We start from the raw sequence: 15,129 nt of genomic DNA on the forward strand, positions 1-15,129 counted from the left end.
AGATGCGCGATACGCTCACCGGAAGTCGCATACGTGAACGTCGCCAGATTGCCGGGCTACGCCAGGCCGAATTGGCGCGGCGGGCAGGGATTTCGGCGTCTTATCTGAACCTCATCGAACATAACCGCCGCCGGATAGGTGGGAAGGTTCTGATCGACATCGCGGCAGCGCTTTCGGTTGAGCCGTCTCTGCTGACTCAAGGGATCGAGGCAACGCTGATCGCGGTCCTGCGCGAGGCTGCTGAGGATGCGGTGGGCCAAGCGGCTGAGTTGGACGCACTGGAAGAATTTGCTGGGAGGTTCCCGGGCTGGGCCGGGGTATTGGCACAGATGCATCGCCGCGTTGTTTCGTTGGAGCGCACGGTCGAGGCTTTGTCCGACCGCTTGACCCATGACCCGCAACTGGCGGCCTCGATGCACGAAGTGTTGTCGACGGCCGCTGCGATCCGCTCAACCGCTGCAATTTTGGCTGAGCCCGGCGAGATCACGGATGAATGGCGCAATCGCTTTCACAAGAACCTCAATCAAGATGCTGAGCGTCTGGCAGAAAGCTCGAAGGCACTGCTGAGCTTTCTGGATACCACAGAAGACCAAGGCGAGGCGCGCGGTATGCCGCTGGACGAGGTTGAGACTTTCTTTGCCGAGCATGGTTTTCATTTCCCCGAAATCGAAACTGCACAGGAAGTGGACCTGGAGGAAATCAACTCGGGCGCGGCCAGAACTGTTGCTCAACGTATATTGAAAACCTGCGCAACGGACGCACGGCTTTTGCCGCTGGACCAGTTGCAAGCTGAACTAGAAGGGGGGGTGGTAGATCCTTTGGCGCTTTCAGCCGCGTTTTCTGTCGATTTGGCTACGGTGCTGCGGCGGCTGGCTGTGTTGCCCGAGGACATGTTGCCCAAACCCGTGGGACTGGTAATTTGCGATGCGTCAGGCACGGTGCTGTTCTACAAGCCCGCCCCCGGTTTCGCCCTGCCGCGTCATGGGGACGGCTGTCCGCTCTGGCCCGTATTCACTGCATTAAACCGCCCCCTGGTACCGTTGCGCCGGCGCGTTCTGCAACTGGGTCGGGTTTCGGCTGCGTTCGAGTGCTTCGCGATCGCCTGGCCTTTGGCGGCGCAGCGGTTTGATGCAGACCCGACCTATCATTCGGTCATGTTGGTGATGCCTGCGGATGCGGACGCAGACGAGAGGCAGGACCGGGCCGAAGTCGGGGTCAGCTGTCGGATCTGCCCCAAACCAGACTGTGTGTCCCGACGTGAGCCTTCGATTTTGAGCGAAGGTTTTTGACAGTCTCATTAATCGAGGCTTATTCTGGCTGGGACAGGTGGCCGTTGCGGGTGCCGGTCTTGGGGAGGACTAACACAAATGAGCCGCAAGGTTCTGTTGATCGAGGATGAGCCGAACATCACCGAGGCCATCCGGTTTCTTTTGACGCGCGAAGGCTGGCAGGTGCAAACCCATGCCGAAGGCTCGGACGCGATTGAGGTGATTTGCGCGGCACAACCGGATCTGGTGATCCTGGATGTAATGCTGCCTGGGAAAAGCGGGATGGAGATTCTGCGCGAGTTGCGTGAACAGGACCGTTTTCTCGGTTTGCCGGTTCTTATGCTGACGGCACGCGGCCAGTCGCGGGATCGCGAGATGGCCGAGCAGGCAGGTGTCAGCCGGTTCATGACCAAACCCTTTTCCAACACCGAAGTATTGACAGCTGTGCGGGATCTTCACGCACAGGCCTCGCGCTCATGAGCTTGTCAGAGGACGGTACCGCGCGCAGATCAGCGGCGCGTCCACCGTTGTTTCTGGAGCGCCAGAGCTATCGCCGCCGCAGGTTGATGGATGCTGCACGGCTGTTGCCTTTCTTCGGGGCGGCGCTGTTGGTGATCCCGTTGCTGTGGCCCGATCAAAGCGACGGGGCGGACGCGGTGCCGCTGTCCTCGGCGATGTTTTATATCTTTGCCTGCTGGGGGTTGCTGATCCTGATCGGCTTGGTGTTTGGTTTTGCGGCAAGGCGGCTCAGTAAAGGTGAAGGCCGCGCGTCGGAGGGTGAGTGATGGCCACGCTCAACATGCTCATACTGGTTTGTCTGGGCTATGTCGTACTGCTGTTCGGCGTGGCCTTTGCGGCAGATAGGGCTGCTGCCGCGGGCAAGGGGAAATGGCTGCGGTCGCCTTTGATCTATACGCTGTCCCTGTCGATCTATTGCACAGCCTGGACCTTTTACGGCGCGGTTGGCAACGCTGCGCGGTCGGGGTTGGAGTTCGTAACGATCTATTTGGGGCCAACGCTTGTGATGGTCAGCTGGTGGTGGGGGCTGCGCAAGTTGGTGCGCATCGGGCGCAGTCAGCGGGTGACGTCTATTGCTGACCTAATCTCGTCGCGCTATGGCAAGTCCAACACGCTGGCGATCTGTGTCACAACCCTGGCGGTTCTGGGTGGGACGCCCTATATTGCGCTGCAATTACAGTCGATTACGCTGTCTTTTTCAATCTTTGCCGAGGCTGATCCAACGGGGCTCTATCGCGAAGGGTCCAGCGTGTTTTGGGTTGCGACCGGGCTGGCCGCTTTTGCCATTCTGTTTGGAACGCGCAATCTGGATGCCAATGAGCGTCACCACGGGATTGTGACGGCAATTGCACTGGAGTCGGTGGTCAAGCTAGTGGCTTTGCTGGCCGTCGGCATCTTTGTGGTCTGGGGCATTGCCGGTGGTTTGACACCTATGCTGGATCGGATCGATGCGTCCGATATCGGGCAGTGGAACGTGGATACAAGTCGGTGGACGACCCTGATCTTTTTGTCAGCGGCAGCCTTCGTCTGCCTGCCCCGTATGTTCCAGGTCATGGTGGTCGAGAATGATGACGAAAGCCACCTGCGCACGGCCGCCTGGGCCTTTCCGCTGTATTTGCTGTTGATGAGCCTCTTTGTCGTCCCGATCGCGGTGGTCGGGCTTGACCTTTTGCCCGCAGGATCGAACCCCGACCTGTTTGTGCTGACTGTGCCTTTGTCGCAAGGCAATGACGGGCTGGCGATGCTGTCCTTTATCGGTGGCTTTTCATCGGCGACCTCTATGGTGATTGTGACTGCCATGGCTCTGTCGACGATGGTGTCGAACCATGTGGTCATGCCGATCTGGCTGAATACGCAGGAAGGCAGCAGCCCGGTCTCGGGCGATGTGCGCAAGATCGTGTTGATCGCGCGGCGCCTATCCATCGCGGCCATCATGGCGCTTGGGTATTTCTATTACCGCTTGTCGGGTGGCGGCGCGGCTCTGGCCTCGATCGGCCTGGTGGCCTTTGCCGGTCTGTCGCAAATCCTGCCCGCACTTGTGGGCGCGCTGTTCTGGCGCGGTGCGACGCGGGTGGGGGCCTTGGCCGGTTTGACCGTTGGTTTTGTGCTGTGGATCTATACCTTGCTCCTGCCGGGAATGGAGGGCGGCATCATCCCGGTGTCGATGATCGAAAACGGCCCCTTTGGCTTGGGCTGGCTGCGCCCCCAAGCCTTGTTCGGGATCGAGGGGATCGATCCGATGGTACATGCAGTTGTCTGGTCACTCTCGCTCAACACTATTGCGTTCTGCGTAGGATCGCTGCTGAGCTTTCCCAGCCCGCTGGAGAGGTTGCAGGGGGCACAGTTCGTCAATGTGTTTGACCATTCCGCCTCACCCCATGGGTGGTCGGGGTCGGTGGCGCAAAGCGAAGATCTGATGATCATGACCCAACGCATACTGGGGACCGGAGCCGCACAGGAGTTTTTCCAAGCCGAGGCGGCACGTCAAAAGGGCCGCGAAGGGCGGTTGCCCGAACCAACGCCCGGATTTCTGGAACGGTTGGAGCGAGAGCTGAGCGGTTCAGTTGGTGCGGCGACCGCACATGCGATGATCGGTCAGATCGTTGGTGGTGCGGCGGTATCGGTCGAAGACCTGCTGGCCGTGGCTGACGAATCGGCGCAGATGCTGGAATATTCCAATCAGCTTGAAACCAAGTCGGCCGAGCTGAGCCGCACCGCGCGCCAGTTGCGTGATGCCAATGCCAAGCTCACGCAGCTTTCGATGCAAAAGGATGCGTTTCTCAGCCAGGTCAGCCACGAACTGCGTACACCCATGACATCAATCCGCGCGTTCTCGGAAATCATGCGCGACACGGGCGGGATGAGCGACGAAGATCAGATGCGCTTTTCCTCAATCATCCATGATGAGGCCCTGCGCCTGACGCGGCTATTGGACGACCTGCTGGATCTGAGTGTTCTGGAAAGCGGTCAGGTCAGCTTGAACATGTTGGATGGTACTGTTCAGGGCGTGTTGGATCGCGCTGTGGCCACCGCGTTGACAGGCGGAGAGCGCGCGCTGGCCTTGCGCCGTACACGCTCTGCCGAGCGCATCACGCTCTATACTGATCTGGATCGTTTGGGACAGGTCTTCATCAATCTGATCTCGAACGCCCAAAAATATTGCGACGCGGACGAGCCGGAACTGACAATCGCGACCCATGATATTGGCGGTCAGGTAGTGATTGATTTCATCGACAATGGCAGCGGTATCCCACCCGAGGCGCAAGCAATGGTGTTCGAAAAATTTGCGCGAGTCGGGTCGGACAAGGCCGGAGGCGCCGGGCTGGGCTTGGCCATTTGTCGCGAGATCATGCAGCGTTTGGGTGGAGATATCTCCTATTTGCCCGAACAGGGCGGGGCAGGGTTCCGCGTCACCCTGCCACTGGCCTTTCGTCAGGCCGCGCAATAGCGCTTATGTAAAGGCATTGGTAACGAACCGCAGGTACATAAAAAGCGTATCAGCAACAACTGGGCGGTTCGGTAATATGACGCAGCAATCCGGCACGGCTTTGACGCGAAAGCTGTCCGCAAATCAGGGCAGTGCTGATACCTTGCCACGTTCGGTCTCACGCGCGCTGCGGCTCGCCATGGCCCGGGCTGCGGATGAACGGATCGGGTTGCCGCTGTCCATCATCGCTGTCAAGCAAACGCAATCCCCCTTGGAGGGGCTGCAGAATGTTTTGCAAGACGACTGGCTGTTGTTGCTCTTTTCAACGGCACAGGGGCGTGTGGCCGCTGTCTGTGTCGACCTGGCCTCTGTCTCGGCGATTGTTCAGAAACAGACGATAGGGGATGTGATCGCCGATGACCCGCAACCCCGCCCGTTTACCGATACTGACGCCGCCATGGTTGCGCCTCTGCTTGATGAGGTCTTCAAAAAGGCCCGCACTCTGGTTGAGGATCCTCAGGATATCGACAGCCTTTCAGGGTTCGAGTTTTCGGGGCGCGTCGGATCTGCCCACGCTGTCACTTTGGCGCTGGTAGACGATCAATTTCGTCTCTTCTCGTTGACCGCCGAATTGGGTGGCGGGTTGCGACAGGGAAAAATCTGCATAGTTTTGCCCGATCTCGCGACCGAGACGGTCGAGGCGATGACGCAGGCGCGTGCAGGGGGCGGGCAACTCGACCAAGCCGCAGGTGTCATGCGAGCAGAGCTGAGCGGGGTGATCTGCCGGATGAACATACCTCTGTCTCACTTGTCGGGTTTGTCTGTGGGGGAAGTATTGCCATTGCAGGGTGCGCGGGTCGACAAGACCGAGATGCTGACAATCGACCGAAGTCGCGTCGCCCTGGGGCGCCTGGGGCAATGCGGTGGTATGCGCGCGGTTCGGATCAACGAGCAGAACGATGGCCCTCTGCTGACCGAAGCTCAACCAGACGCTCTGCTGGATGAGGATCCATCGCTCGAGATTGGTAATTCCGATCGGATGCTTGCAGAGATCTCACAGCTCGCCGGGCTGCCAGAGGTCTCGGACGGCACCAACGATAAGCCCTAAAACAAGCTTATCCGTCGCGCTGGCTCAATTGGTCCAGGGCCGGGCGCAGGTTGTCCAAGGCATAGCCAGCCTTGCCGGTGGCCTCCAAAATCTCATCCGGGCTCAGGTGATCGCATTGCCCCAAGGCCCACACCACCGAACAGCGCGTGCCTGATGCGCAATAGGCCAAGACCGGACCGCCCTCGCTTTCTGCCATGTCCCTTTGGCGTGCAACGTTTTCAGGGGTCATGGTCTGGTGGGTCAGTTCGAGCACTTCAAATACCATACCCGCGTCGCGCACCGCCTGACCAATGGCATCCGACTGCATGGCCGGAGGAACTTCGACATTTGGACGGTTGCAGATCACCTTAACAAAACCTGCCGCGGCAATGGCTGGAACGTCTTCAACCGTGATCTGAGGTGAGACGGCGTAGCGGGGGGTAATAGGGCGAATCTCCATGGCAATTGCTTAAGCCGGGTTCGCCACTCTGTCCAGTTTTGCACCCAGCGTCGGCGCGGCGAGCATACCCGCCAGCATTGAAACCAGAAAGACCACGCCACCAACGCCACCATAACTGAGCGAGGCCATCGCAGGACCCGGGCACAATCCTACCAGCCCCCATCCCATGCCAAACAGAACCGAACCGACGACCAGGCGCCGATCCAATTCGACACGCGGAGGCTCTGGAAAGGTTCCGCCCACCGCAGGTGCACGCCCATGGGTCAGGCGCCAGGCAATGACCATGGGCAAGATCGCCCCGCCCATCACAAAGGCAAGCGTCGGATCCCAGTTTCCGAAAATGTCCAGCCAGCCCTGAACCTTGGTCGTGTCCGTCATTCCCGACACAAGAAGACCGGTGCCAAACAGCGACCCGGCCAAAAATGCAAGCACTCCACGCATCAGATCACCCCCAAGCCGTGCCGAAACAGGGCAACTGTAAGTGCACCGGCCAAAAGGTAGAACACTGTGGCCACGATTCCGCGCAGGGAAAACCGTGAGATGCCGCAAACCCCGTGGCCCGATGTACAGCCATTTGCGATCCTTGTGCCTGTACCAACCAGCAGCCCCGCTATGATCACGAGCGTCAGATTGCCTGTTAAATGCGTTTCCGTTTCCGGCGCGATCAGCGGGCGAAGCAGAAGGGGCATCCCGACAACGCCCGCGACAAAGGCGAGGCGCTCCCATCGTACATCCCGGCTGCTCTTCTCAAGCAAACCAGCCAGTATCCCGCTGGCCCCCATGATGCGGCCATTGCCCAACAAAAAGACCGCAGCCCCAAGCCCGATTATGAGCCCGCCAAGCAGCCCCCAAATCCATTCCGTATGCATCGCACTATCCTCTGGCTGCGTGTCGACCGGTTACAGCTTGTTGACCGGAATTTTCATGAATACATCCCCGTTTTCATCCGCCGGAGGCATGTTGCCTGCGCGCATGTTCACCTGCAGCGAGGGCAGTATCAGACGCGGCATGGACAGCGTGGCGTCTCGGGCATCGCGCATCTCGACAAACTCCTCGATGCTGCGCCCCTGACCGATATGAACGTTCAGCGCTTTCTGCTCTCCCACTGTGGTTTGCCAGGCATACTCATCACGCCCCGGGGCCTTGTAATCATGGCCGACAAAAACGCGCGTCTCGTCTGGCAAAGACAGGATTTTCTGGATCGACTTATAAAGCTGTTCTGACGATCCCCCCGGGAAATCGCAGCGTGCCGTGCCGAAATCGGGCATGAACAGTGTGTCGCCCACAAAGGCTGCATCGCCGATCACATAGGTCATGCAAGCCGGAGTGTGCCCGGGCGTATGTAAGACATCTCCGCGCATTTGTCCGATGTGAAAGCTTTCGCCCTCGGTAAACAGAGCGTCGAATTGACTGCCATCGCGCTGAAACTCGGTGCCCTCATTGAACACTTTGCCAAACGTGTCCTGCACAACAACAATGTTTTCGCCGATACCAATCTTTCCGCCCAGCTTTTCCTGAAGATACGGAGCCGCAGACAAATGATCGGCATGGACGTGGCTTTCCAGAATCCAATCGACCTTCAAGCCGTTTGATTTGACGTAGTCGATGATCTGATCCGCAGACCCCGTGTCAGTCCGACCTGACGCGTGATCGAAATCCAATACGCTGTCAATAATGGCGCAAGCTGACCCTTCGGGCTCCTGTACAACGTAGGAGACTGTGAAAGTGTGAGGGTCAAAGAAGGCTTTGACGATAGGTGTCATGCGACTCTCCCGTAGATGACTTCACATTGTCATACCGGAATATGACACATTATCCAATTCACGATTTGATGTTCATCAAGGCGCGGTCGTGTTTTTCCGAATAGGATTTCATCAGCGCGCGCGTTTGTGCGCGTTTTTGAGGCCGGTCGGCAAAAAACCGCACGGGAATGCTCTGCGGATGTGCTGGTATTAAATCCGTTACCTACATCGGACAGAGTGACACCTATGGGAGGAAGATCAATGAACGAACATGACCTTTATTCCGAAGCCGAGCAGCTTGAACACAAGCTGGAAGGTGCTTGTCTGGACACCCGATTAGAGCTGCAACCCAGTGTCAGCCGTGTTCTGGATCGTATGCGCGCGCAAGGAATGCATATCCCATCGCGCCTGCGTCGTCTGGATGCTGCGCTTTGCGAAGACGCGGTCGAAGCGCGCTTCGACAATATGCCAGTCTGATCTGGTTGGTCATCCGAAGGAAATGCCCAGGATGACCAGCATCAAACCAATCACCGATAAGAACAGGGACGCCAGGTTCCACGGGAGAACGGCCTGAACCGCGGCTCTCAATTCTTCGTCTGTCAAGCCAGATTTGCGCGCCTTCATGACGCGCAGGATGCAATACATCAGGCCTATCAAACCGGCCAGAGACAGCGCGGCTCCGCCCCAGACTATCAAGTCGAACATGGTGTCCAATGCCTTTTCATTTCGGTGAGACCGCGCTTATCGGATGAACATGAGCCGCACAAGCCCGGGTGTGATTTGCGTGCTTGCACCCTGACCGGTGGCGCGGTATCCGGCCCATTGCCCGATGCATTAAACAACCAGCCGATTGGAGACAGACGCAGATGGAAGACATCACCGAAGACCAGGCCGCCGTCAATTACCGCGTAACCGCTGGCGAGCTGCGCCAGTTCATCGAACGGTTCGAGCGTCTGGATGCGGAAAAGAAAGACCTTGCCGAGCAGCAAAAGGAAGTCATGGCCGAAGCCAAGGCGCGCGGCTACGACACCAAGGTCATGCGCAAGGTGATCGCGCTGCGTAAACGCGACAAGGACGATATTGCCGAAGAAGAGGCGGTGCTTGAGATGTACAAGGAAGCACTTGGCATGTGACCATTGCTGTCTGGGCCCTTCAGGGGGTCAGAAAACGAATGCCTGGCATGGTTTGCAACTGTGCCAGATCCTGTTCGTAGAGTTCGGTAAACGCAGCAACAACCTCGTCATCCCAGCCGGGGTAGTCGATTACCTCTTCGATCGCCTCCGCATGAGCATGCCGTTCGAAAATTTCGGCCAGCGCATCACGCGTTGCAGAAGATTGAAAAAAATCCTCCTGGGACAGCAGTTCATCAAGTTCGCGAACTCCTGCGTCTGCCAACAATGATGACAGGAATGCGAACTCGTTTGTCAGTGGTGCGTCCTCAGGTAAGCCTGCGAGCGCTCGGAAAACGTTACCGATTATCAGAGGCGCATGGGTGTCGCTCCAAAGCGTGATCTCAACGTTCGGCGCCAATTCCTGAATATCTTCGATCATAGGCAGCCAACTGAGACAGCTGAGATCGGTTGACGACAGAATCTGTTGCCGGTCTTGCTGGGGCAGGGCGGCCAGTACGCCGGCGATCACGCTGGCCGGATTACGCAAAGCAATGAACAATTGAATTGGCTGACCATCAAAAACATGGCTTATGAAGCTAAGACGTTCCCCGGCAGAAGGGTAGAACTGCCCGTCTTCGATGGTCGAGGTAAGCGAGCCGAGAAAACTCCCACCGGTCAAAATGACTCGCCTCGGTTCTTGACCCTCGGGAATCTGAGTTTGAAACAGAGCTAAGGTTTCTGATGCGACTGGTCGAGCCTTAGGTGCATCAAGTGCGGGCTTGAAAACCGTACGGTATTTTCTGCCACCAAAATACAGGCAGTTGTGTTCTGCCATGAGGTTGGTGTTTGCCCGTGCCAATTCAAAGAGCCGCCCTTCGTCAGTAAACGCAACGCTGCTAAGGATGGCCACTTCCACGGTCAAGACTTCCCACATTTTGAGAATACTGTTCATCGGGTTACAGGTAGAAACTGATGCCGTCAAATCGAACGGTGTACCCAGGGATCATGCTGGCATTCACCGATTATCCGATGCTTGATGCGCTCCGGCAATCAGGACCCTTGGGGGCTTTGGGCGCTCCAGCCTGCAATTGCTGAGATCTAGCCGAGGCATTCGCCGTGTCATCTGGACATCTGTATTGAACGAGCATTCTTGGCCCTCCGACCAGTTCATCCCCGCCTCCACGATGGGCTACGGATTTGAATAAAACCCCACACATCAATCAATCGAAACTATTGTGAAAATGCCTCTTGAGCTTTTCGACTGAATGATGTTAATCGCGTCGAAACACCCAAGGGTGCCCCTATAGCTCAGCTGGTAGAGCAACTGATTTGTAATCAGTAGGTCCGCGGTTCGAGTCCGTGTGGGGGCACCATAAAAACAATCACTTAGCAGTTTATAAATTCTAAGGTGCGAGCCGGGGGCCGCAGAGGGGCCGCTGGTAAATAGGGAGCCGTTACTTCGAAATGCCTTTGATTCTGTACGTCCCTGCAGGCAAGCCTTGTAGTCAATCTTAACCCTCCCCGTGCAAAATCTTCCAGCACTCGAACAGTGCTTGGTCGGCCTCTGGTGTGCTATCGCCGCCTTCGACTTCCAGCCACGTCCAATAGTCGTCAGCTTCCACCAACTTGTTGGTTAAGTCTGAGGCCACAGGCTCGGCGAGAAGCACAGCCAAACCAACTGCTGCTGCCGAAGCCAACTTGTCGCCAATGTCCTGCGCTTGGTGTTCCCGAGTAGCGCGGACAACCTCGTCTATAACTACGAGCTCCACGCAGGTCCGTGCCGTTGTGTAGTTCTCGTCTGCTTGCACCGAACTGGCCAGAAAGTTCGTCTAGGATCGCAAGCGTTATGCCGGAGAAATAGATCAAGTTCGCTTCATCAATCGCGGTGTTCAATGCATTCGCGTCCTTAGCAAGTTGACGTGCTGCCGACGCCTCTCTCCAATAGGTAAAGTAACGCTCGCCCTCGCTCACATGTATGCGATAGAGACCAACAGTCTTGTTTGGTACGATCTGAACGTAAGCGTCAGAAATATTGCCAGCCTGCATAAACTCCAACATGTCGCTGGACAGGTCATCATCGCCAACGGCGGTGAAATAGGCGACCTCTGCCTGTGTCTAAATCTGAGCGAGATACCAAGCGGTGTTGAAGATATCTCCGGCAAAGACCAAGCGAAACGTCCTTGCGTCACCTGTCGGAGCGAATTCGGCCATGCACTCACCAATCGACAAAACGCGTTTCGGACCAGTACGGTCAGAGAAAATCGTCACGGCGCGGGGTGAAGGTGTCAATTAGAACGCCCGGCACAAGACAGACACAGCCGTGGGTCTGGTCGGAAGGGATCACGAAACTGTCACCTGGACCAACCTCGCGCTCTTCCTGGCCAAGCGTAAACCGAAATCGACCGCTTTCGACGTAAGTCGATTGTACATGGGGATGGCTATGAAGGGCTCCAATAGCTCCCGACGCCGCAAACCTGAAAGCTACAACCATCAACTGATCATGATCCGACAAGACTTGCCGAGTCACATCGGGCCCTGTTGAGACAATGGGATACTCAGACATTATGTGATCCTTGTGTGTTACGAGAAAAGCATGCCGCCGTTGATGTCGATATTCGCACCGGTGATGAAAGCGCTGTCGTCGCAGGCAAGAAACAGGACAAGATTTGCCGTATCTTGAACATGACCTTGACGCTTGAGTGGGGCGTTTGCCTCGAAGCCGCGTCTCCCGGCGTCCGGTGTGTGAATATTGTGGAAATCTGTGTCGATCATGCCGGGGCAAAGCGCGTTAACGCGGATTTCTGGACCAACTTCCTTGGCTAGCCCTCGGGTCATGGTCATCACCGCACCCTTCGAGGCTGCGTAGGCGACGGCTCCCGGACCGCCTCCGTCGCGACCGGCTTGACTTGCCAGGTTCACGATCGCCCCGCTTTTCATGTGCGCCAGGCACGCCTGAGTCATAAGAAACGTACTGGTGACATTAAGGCGCATCACGGCCTCCCAATGCTCTAAAGACATCTCCGCGATGGTCTTGCGGGCAATGAGCCCGCCCGCATTGTTAACGAGGATATCGACGCCGCCAAAGGCTTCCACTGCCGCCTGAACAAGCGCATCCGCATCTACCTTGTTGTTCAAATCCCCCTGAACTGCGATTGCACGGCCACCTCGCGTCTTGATAGCCTCGACGGTCTCATCCGCTCCTTTGGAGCTTGAGAAGTAGTTGATAGCGATACTTGCGCCTTCTGAGGCTAATTTCTCGGCGACGGCTCTGCCGATGTCGCGGCCCCCTCCTGTGACGATTGCGGTTTTTCCTTCGAGTTTCATTGAAAATCCTTCAAAGCTGAAATCGGCGCGAAACAGAGTGGACAGTAGTCGTTGAACGCTTATCCGCCCTGCTGCACAAAAAGATCATAGATTTCAGGAACATTGCCATGACCCATGCCTGCCTCTAAAGCCGCAGCGAGGTTGGCGGCAGTACCTTCTGCGATCTCGACCCGGGTATTCATGTCTTGTGTCATCTGTACAAAATATCCGATGTCCTTGGCAGCATTCGCAATCGAAAAGCCAAGATCACTGACCCCATCGACAGCATAGTTCTTGCAAAACTGCATGAAGGGCGAATTGGACGGGCCCGCCGACATGATGTCGAACAGCTGCTGCACGTCAATTCCGGTGCGTTTGGCAACAGCGAAAGCCTGGCTCATCGCGCAAACGGTAGTCATGCCCATGAAGTTATTGATCAGCTTCGTCACGTGGCCTGACCCAAGCGCACCAAGGTAAAAGACGTTTTCGCCAAGCACGTCGAGCACGGGCTTCACCTTGACATAGGTGTCCATGTCACCTGCGGCCATGATATTAAGCAACCCGTCCTTGGCGTGTGCTGGCGTGCGCCCCAAAGGCGCATCAATCATTCCCGCCCCTTTTGCATCTAAATCCGCTCCGATCTTTTGGGTGGATGCCGGAATGGACGTGCCGAAATCAATGATGGTTGTCCCCGGCTTGATACCAGCAAGTATCCCTTCGTCGCCGTAGATCAAGCTTTCGACGACTTCCGAAGTCGTAACGCAGAGCATGACGATATCACTGGCTAGAGCGAGTTCTTTCGGCGTGCTGGCTTCCACCGCGCCCCGCGCAAGCGCAGGCTCTAGGGCGCTCCGCGTCCGCCCCATCACCACCAGGTCATACCCGTTGTTTTGCAAGCATTCGGCCATGTTGCCACCCATCAGGCCAAGGCCAATGAATCCAATTATCGGGTCTGTCATATGTCGTTACTCCATGCTTTCATGTGGGCGTGTTATCGAATGCATCTGCGCCCGCTTGCGCCACCTCGAGATCCTGCGCGGGCGATCCGGAACTCACGCCGATGCCGCCAACGACAACGCCGCCTGACATGACCGGCAAGCCGCCCGCAACAGCAACCATGCGCCCGCCCAGAGCGGAGGAGATTCCGTGCGCAGGCATGCCAGGCTGATTTACTTCTCCCAAGACATCTGTGCCTTTCCGGATCCCAGTCGCGGTAAAACTTTTGTCGATGGCCAGTTGAATGCTGGTAATCTTGCCACCGTCCATACGCTCAAAAGCGATTAGATTGCCGCTTTCATCGGTCACCGCGATGCACATCGGCACACCGATCTGACGTGCTTTGGCGCGTGCGCCTGCGATCAGCCTCTCAGCATCGGTGATATCCAGTCTCTTAATCGTCAACATGTGCTGCACGTTCCGCTGATCATTGGGAGATTATTAGGTTTGGCAACGTCAGGGAAATCGCCGGTATGAAGGTGATCAGCATGAGCGCTGCAAAGATTGCGAGGTAAAACGGCCATATCGTTCTTACGGCTTTCTCCATTGGTAGCTTACCAACAGCGCAACCTACAAAAAGGCAGGTGCCCACAGGCGGCGTGCACAGGCCCAGGCCGAGGTTGACCAACAGGATCATGCCAAATTGCACCGGATCGATCCCCAACATGTTCATAACCGGCAGAAAGATCGGTGTGCAGATCAGGATCAGCGCTGCCATATCCATGATCATTCCAAGAAGCAGCAAAACTGCATTGATCATGAGCAGGATGAGGATCGGATTTTCGGTTATACCCAGCAGGAATTCGACCGTCTTGGTGGGCACGCGGTTGTAGGTCAGCATGTAGGCGAATGCACCCGCACAAGCGATCAGGATCATGACCATCGAAGTTGTGCGCACTGAAGATATCACAGCCTCCTTGAACCCCTCCCAGCTAAGACTGCGATAGACGATAAGTGTCACGATGAAGGCATACATTGCCCCAAAGGCACCGGACTCGGTCACGGTAAAAACTCCAGACAAAACCCCGCCAACGATGATCACCGCCGTCAGCAATCCGGGGATCGAACCGACAAAGGCAATGGCCAGTGCTGTCCAGCCGGGAAATTGCTCGGCCTGATAGCCGCGTTTAACCGCCACAACATAGGCTGCAATCGCAAGGCAGCAGCACATCAGCACGCCTGGCACCACACCCGCCAGAAAAAGCTTAGAGATCGACACCGCGCCACCAGTAGCCAGTGCAAAGATAATCATGTTGTGGCTGGGTGGAATGATGATCCCGGCGATGGAGGAGGTCACCGTGACGTTGACCGCGTAGTCAGCATCATACCCTTTGTCTTTCATTACCGGGACAAGGATTGATCCAAGTGCCGAGATGTCCGCGATGGCCGATCCAGAGATCCCACCAAACAGCATGGACGAGAACACATTGACGATCCCCAGACCTCCACGCACAGCACCAACCGCTGCCTGCGCGAATTTGACCAATCGCATGGCGATCCCGCCATGAAACATAAGCTCGCCCGCGAAGATGAAGAACGGGATCGCCATCAGCGAAAAGACGTTGACCCCCGAAACGATCCTTTGAAACCCGACAAAAAGCGGCAGGCCTTCGTACCAGAACGCCGCCAAAGCCGAGATGCCCAGGGCAAAGGCTACCGGTGTACCGATTATGACGCAAAGGGCAAAGACCCCAAGAAGAAGCATCAGTCCCATGA

At 56.8% G+C, this 15,129-nt stretch carries 18 protein-coding genes, 1 tRNA gene and 1 pseudogene; 8 read left to right on the forward strand and 12 right to left on the reverse strand.

All coding sequences use genetic code 11. The features are described from left to right. The first annotated feature begins 2 nt into the window (after nt 1-2). The 5 genes from GOW40_RS16215 (at nt 3) to GOW40_RS16235 (ending at nt 5,821) form a co-directional block, all read left to right on the forward strand. Nucleotides 3-1,289: a helix-turn-helix domain-containing protein gene (locus GOW40_RS16215; RefSeq protein WP_171131347.1), complete on the forward strand. Its 1,287-nt coding sequence runs from the start codon at nt 3-5 to the stop codon at nt 1,287-1,289. Nucleotides 1,290-1,367: 78 nt separating this feature from the next. After that, the gene (locus GOW40_RS16220) at nt 1,368-1,748 is read left to right on the forward strand and encodes a response regulator transcription factor (protein ID WP_171131345.1); all 381 of its coding nucleotides are present in this window, start codon (nt 1,368-1,370) and stop codon (nt 1,746-1,748) included. After that, nucleotides 1,745-2,053 carry a hypothetical protein gene (locus tag GOW40_RS16225; protein ID WP_171131344.1) on the forward strand — a complete coding sequence of 103 codons (309 nt, stop codon included), beginning with the start codon at nt 1,745-1,747 and terminating at the stop codon, nt 2,051-2,053. Before GOW40_RS16220 ends, GOW40_RS16225 begins: the two co-directional genes overlap by 4 nt. Then, entirely contained in the window at nt 2,053-4,734 is a 2,682-nt protein-coding gene (locus GOW40_RS16230; RefSeq protein ID WP_171100207.1) for a sensor histidine kinase, read from the forward strand. The genes GOW40_RS16225 and GOW40_RS16230 overlap by 1 nt, the downstream gene beginning before the upstream one ends. A 76-nt stretch (nt 4,735-4,810) precedes the next feature. Next, nucleotides 4,811-5,821, forward strand: coding sequence for a FliM/FliN family flagellar motor C-terminal domain-containing protein (locus GOW40_RS16235; protein WP_171231086.1), 1,011 nt, complete (start codon nt 4,811-4,813; stop codon nt 5,819-5,821). Nucleotides 5,822-5,828: 7 nt separating this feature from the next. On the opposite strand, the gene GOW40_RS16240 is transcribed toward GOW40_RS16235, so the two are convergent. Genes GOW40_RS16240 through GOW40_RS16255 form a run of 4 tightly spaced genes read right to left on the reverse strand, consistent with a single transcriptional unit; the run spans nt 5,829 to nt 8,023 of the window. After that, a complete protein-coding gene (locus GOW40_RS16240; RefSeq protein WP_171131340.1) occupies nt 5,829-6,260 on the reverse strand; it encodes a TIGR01244 family sulfur transferase in 432 nt (143 codons plus the stop codon). 9 nt (nt 6,261-6,269) lie between these two features. Continuing rightward, nucleotides 6,270-6,701: a DUF6691 family protein gene (locus GOW40_RS16245; RefSeq protein ID WP_171131338.1), complete on the reverse strand. Its 432-nt coding sequence runs from the start codon at nt 6,699-6,701 to the stop codon at nt 6,270-6,272. After that, nucleotides 6,701-7,129, reverse strand: coding sequence for a YeeE/YedE family protein (locus GOW40_RS16250; protein ID WP_171100199.1), 429 nt, complete (start codon nt 7,127-7,129; stop codon nt 6,701-6,703). Before GOW40_RS16250 ends, GOW40_RS16245 begins: the two co-directional genes overlap by 1 nt. Nucleotides 7,130-7,159: 30 nt before the next feature. After that, the gene (locus GOW40_RS16255) at nt 7,160-8,023 is read right to left on the reverse strand and encodes an MBL fold metallo-hydrolase (RefSeq protein ID WP_171100196.1); all 864 of its coding nucleotides are present in this window, start codon (nt 8,021-8,023) and stop codon (nt 7,160-7,162) included. Between the two features lie 240 nt (nt 8,024-8,263). Here GOW40_RS16255 and GOW40_RS16260 point away from each other — a divergent pair, with 240 nt between their 5' ends. Further along, nucleotides 8,264-8,479 carry a hypothetical protein gene (locus tag GOW40_RS16260; RefSeq protein WP_171100194.1) on the forward strand — a complete coding sequence of 72 codons (216 nt, stop codon included), beginning with the start codon at nt 8,264-8,266 and terminating at the stop codon, nt 8,477-8,479. Between the two features lie 9 nt (nt 8,480-8,488). Here the strand turns inward: GOW40_RS16260 and GOW40_RS16265 are convergent, their stop codons facing one another. Then, on the reverse strand, nt 8,489-8,707 hold the full coding sequence (locus GOW40_RS16265) for a hypothetical protein (protein WP_171131336.1): 219 nt from the start codon (nt 8,705-8,707) through the stop codon (nt 8,489-8,491). Nucleotides 8,708-8,868: 161 nt separating this feature from the next. Between GOW40_RS16265 and GOW40_RS16270 the strand changes: the two genes are divergently transcribed. Continuing rightward, nucleotides 8,869-9,135 carry a DUF2312 domain-containing protein gene (locus GOW40_RS16270; protein WP_171100190.1) on the forward strand — a complete coding sequence of 89 codons (267 nt, stop codon included), beginning with the start codon at nt 8,869-8,871 and terminating at the stop codon, nt 9,133-9,135. A gap of 19 nt (nt 9,136-9,154) precedes the next feature. On the opposite strand, the gene GOW40_RS16275 is transcribed toward GOW40_RS16270, so the two are convergent. Then, a complete protein-coding gene (locus GOW40_RS16275; protein ID WP_171131334.1) occupies nt 9,155-10,066 on the reverse strand; it encodes a hypothetical protein in 912 nt (303 codons plus the stop codon). A 345-nt stretch (nt 10,067-10,411) separates the two neighbouring features. Here GOW40_RS16275 and GOW40_RS16280 point away from each other — a divergent pair. Then, nucleotides 10,412-10,487: transfer RNA gene (locus tag GOW40_RS16280), tRNA-Thr, on the forward strand. Between the two features lie 238 nt (nt 10,488-10,725). On the opposite strand, the pseudogene GOW40_RS16285 reads toward GOW40_RS16280, so the two are convergent. From GOW40_RS16285 to GOW40_RS16315, 6 genes and pseudogenes are all read right to left on the reverse strand, one after another. Next, nucleotides 10,726-11,211: pseudogene (locus GOW40_RS16285) on the reverse strand (PfkB family carbohydrate kinase); the annotation flags it as partial. Nucleotides 11,212-11,365: 154 nt separating this feature from the next. Continuing rightward, nucleotides 11,366-11,677, reverse strand: a complete 312-nt coding sequence (locus GOW40_RS16295) for a cupin domain-containing protein (RefSeq protein ID WP_171131332.1) — start codon at nt 11,675-11,677, stop codon at nt 11,366-11,368. Between the two features lie 17 nt (nt 11,678-11,694). Beyond that, nucleotides 11,695-12,438, reverse strand: coding sequence for an SDR family NAD(P)-dependent oxidoreductase (locus GOW40_RS16300; protein WP_171131330.1), 744 nt, complete (start codon nt 12,436-12,438; stop codon nt 11,695-11,697). A 59-nt stretch (nt 12,439-12,497) separates the two neighbouring features. Beyond that, entirely contained in the window at nt 12,498-13,376 is an 879-nt protein-coding gene (locus tag GOW40_RS16305; protein ID WP_171131328.1) for an NAD(P)-dependent oxidoreductase, read from the reverse strand. A gap of 19 nt (nt 13,377-13,395) precedes the next feature. Further along, on the reverse strand, nt 13,396-13,821 hold the full coding sequence (locus GOW40_RS16310; protein WP_171100086.1) for a heme-binding protein: 426 nt from the start codon (nt 13,819-13,821) through the stop codon (nt 13,396-13,398). A gap of 19 nt (nt 13,822-13,840) precedes the next feature. Further along, nucleotides 13,841-15,127 (reverse strand): TRAP transporter large permease, encoded by a 1,287-nt coding sequence (locus tag GOW40_RS16315; protein ID WP_171100084.1) that lies wholly within the window; start codon nt 15,125-15,127, stop codon nt 13,841-13,843. Nucleotides 15,128-15,129: the final 2 nt, after the last annotated feature.

This window comes from Ruegeria sp. HKCCA6707 (assembly GCF_013033515.1).
Classification (GTDB): Bacteria; Pseudomonadota; Alphaproteobacteria; order Rhodobacterales; family Rhodobacteraceae; genus Ruegeria.

Excerpts from the sequence above, each read along its gene's own strand:
- GOW40_RS16260 (WP_171100194.1), top strand. The coding sequence starts at position 8,264 with ATGAACGAACATGACCTTTATTCCGAAGCCGAGCAGCTTGAACACAAG.
- GOW40_RS16245 (WP_171131338.1), bottom strand. The coding sequence starts at position 6,701 with ATGCGTGGAGTGCTTGCATTTTTGGCCGGGTCGCTGTTTGGCACCGGT.
- GOW40_RS16220 (WP_171131345.1), top strand. The coding sequence starts at position 1,368 with ATGAGCCGCAAGGTTCTGTTGATCGAGGATGAGCCGAACATCACCGAG.
- GOW40_RS16310 (WP_171100086.1), bottom strand. The coding sequence starts at position 13,821 with ATGTTGACGATTAAGAGACTGGATATCACCGATGCTGAGAGGCTGATC.
- GOW40_RS16215 (WP_171131347.1), top strand. The coding sequence starts at position 3 with ATGCGCGATACGCTCACCGGAAGTCGCATACGTGAACGTCGCCAGATT.
- GOW40_RS16225 (WP_171131344.1), top strand. The coding sequence starts at position 1,745 with ATGAGCTTGTCAGAGGACGGTACCGCGCGCAGATCAGCGGCGCGTCCA.
- GOW40_RS16255 (WP_171100196.1), bottom strand. The coding sequence starts at position 8,023 with ATGACACCTATCGTCAAAGCCTTCTTTGACCCTCACACTTTCACAGTC.
- GOW40_RS16235 (WP_171231086.1), top strand. The coding sequence starts at position 4,811 with ATGACGCAGCAATCCGGCACGGCTTTGACGCGAAAGCTGTCCGCAAAT.
- GOW40_RS16300 (WP_171131330.1), bottom strand. The coding sequence starts at position 12,438 with ATGAAACTCGAAGGAAAAACCGCAATCGTCACAGGAGGGGGCCGCGAC.
- GOW40_RS16265 (WP_171131336.1), bottom strand. The coding sequence starts at position 8,707 with ATGTTCGACTTGATAGTCTGGGGCGGAGCCGCGCTGTCTCTGGCCGGT.
- GOW40_RS16240 (WP_171131340.1), bottom strand. The coding sequence starts at position 6,260 with ATGGAGATTCGCCCTATTACCCCCCGCTACGCCGTCTCACCTCAGATC.
- GOW40_RS16295 (WP_171131332.1), bottom strand. The coding sequence starts at position 11,677 with ATGTCTGAGTATCCCATTGTCTCAACAGGGCCCGATGTGACTCGGCAA.
- GOW40_RS16270 (WP_171100190.1), top strand. The coding sequence starts at position 8,869 with ATGGAAGACATCACCGAAGACCAGGCCGCCGTCAATTACCGCGTAACC.
- GOW40_RS16250 (WP_171100199.1), bottom strand. The coding sequence starts at position 7,129 with ATGCATACGGAATGGATTTGGGGGCTGCTTGGCGGGCTCATAATCGGG.
- GOW40_RS16275 (WP_171131334.1), bottom strand. The coding sequence starts at position 10,066 with ATGAACAGTATTCTCAAAATGTGGGAAGTCTTGACCGTGGAAGTGGCC.
- GOW40_RS16315 (WP_171100084.1), bottom strand. The coding sequence starts at position 15,127 with ATGGGACTGATGCTTCTTCTTGGGGTCTTTGCCCTTTGCGTCATAATC.
- GOW40_RS16230 (WP_171100207.1), top strand. The coding sequence starts at position 2,053 with ATGGCCACGCTCAACATGCTCATACTGGTTTGTCTGGGCTATGTCGTA.
- GOW40_RS16305 (WP_171131328.1), bottom strand. The coding sequence starts at position 13,376 with ATGACAGACCCGATAATTGGATTCATTGGCCTTGGCCTGATGGGTGGC.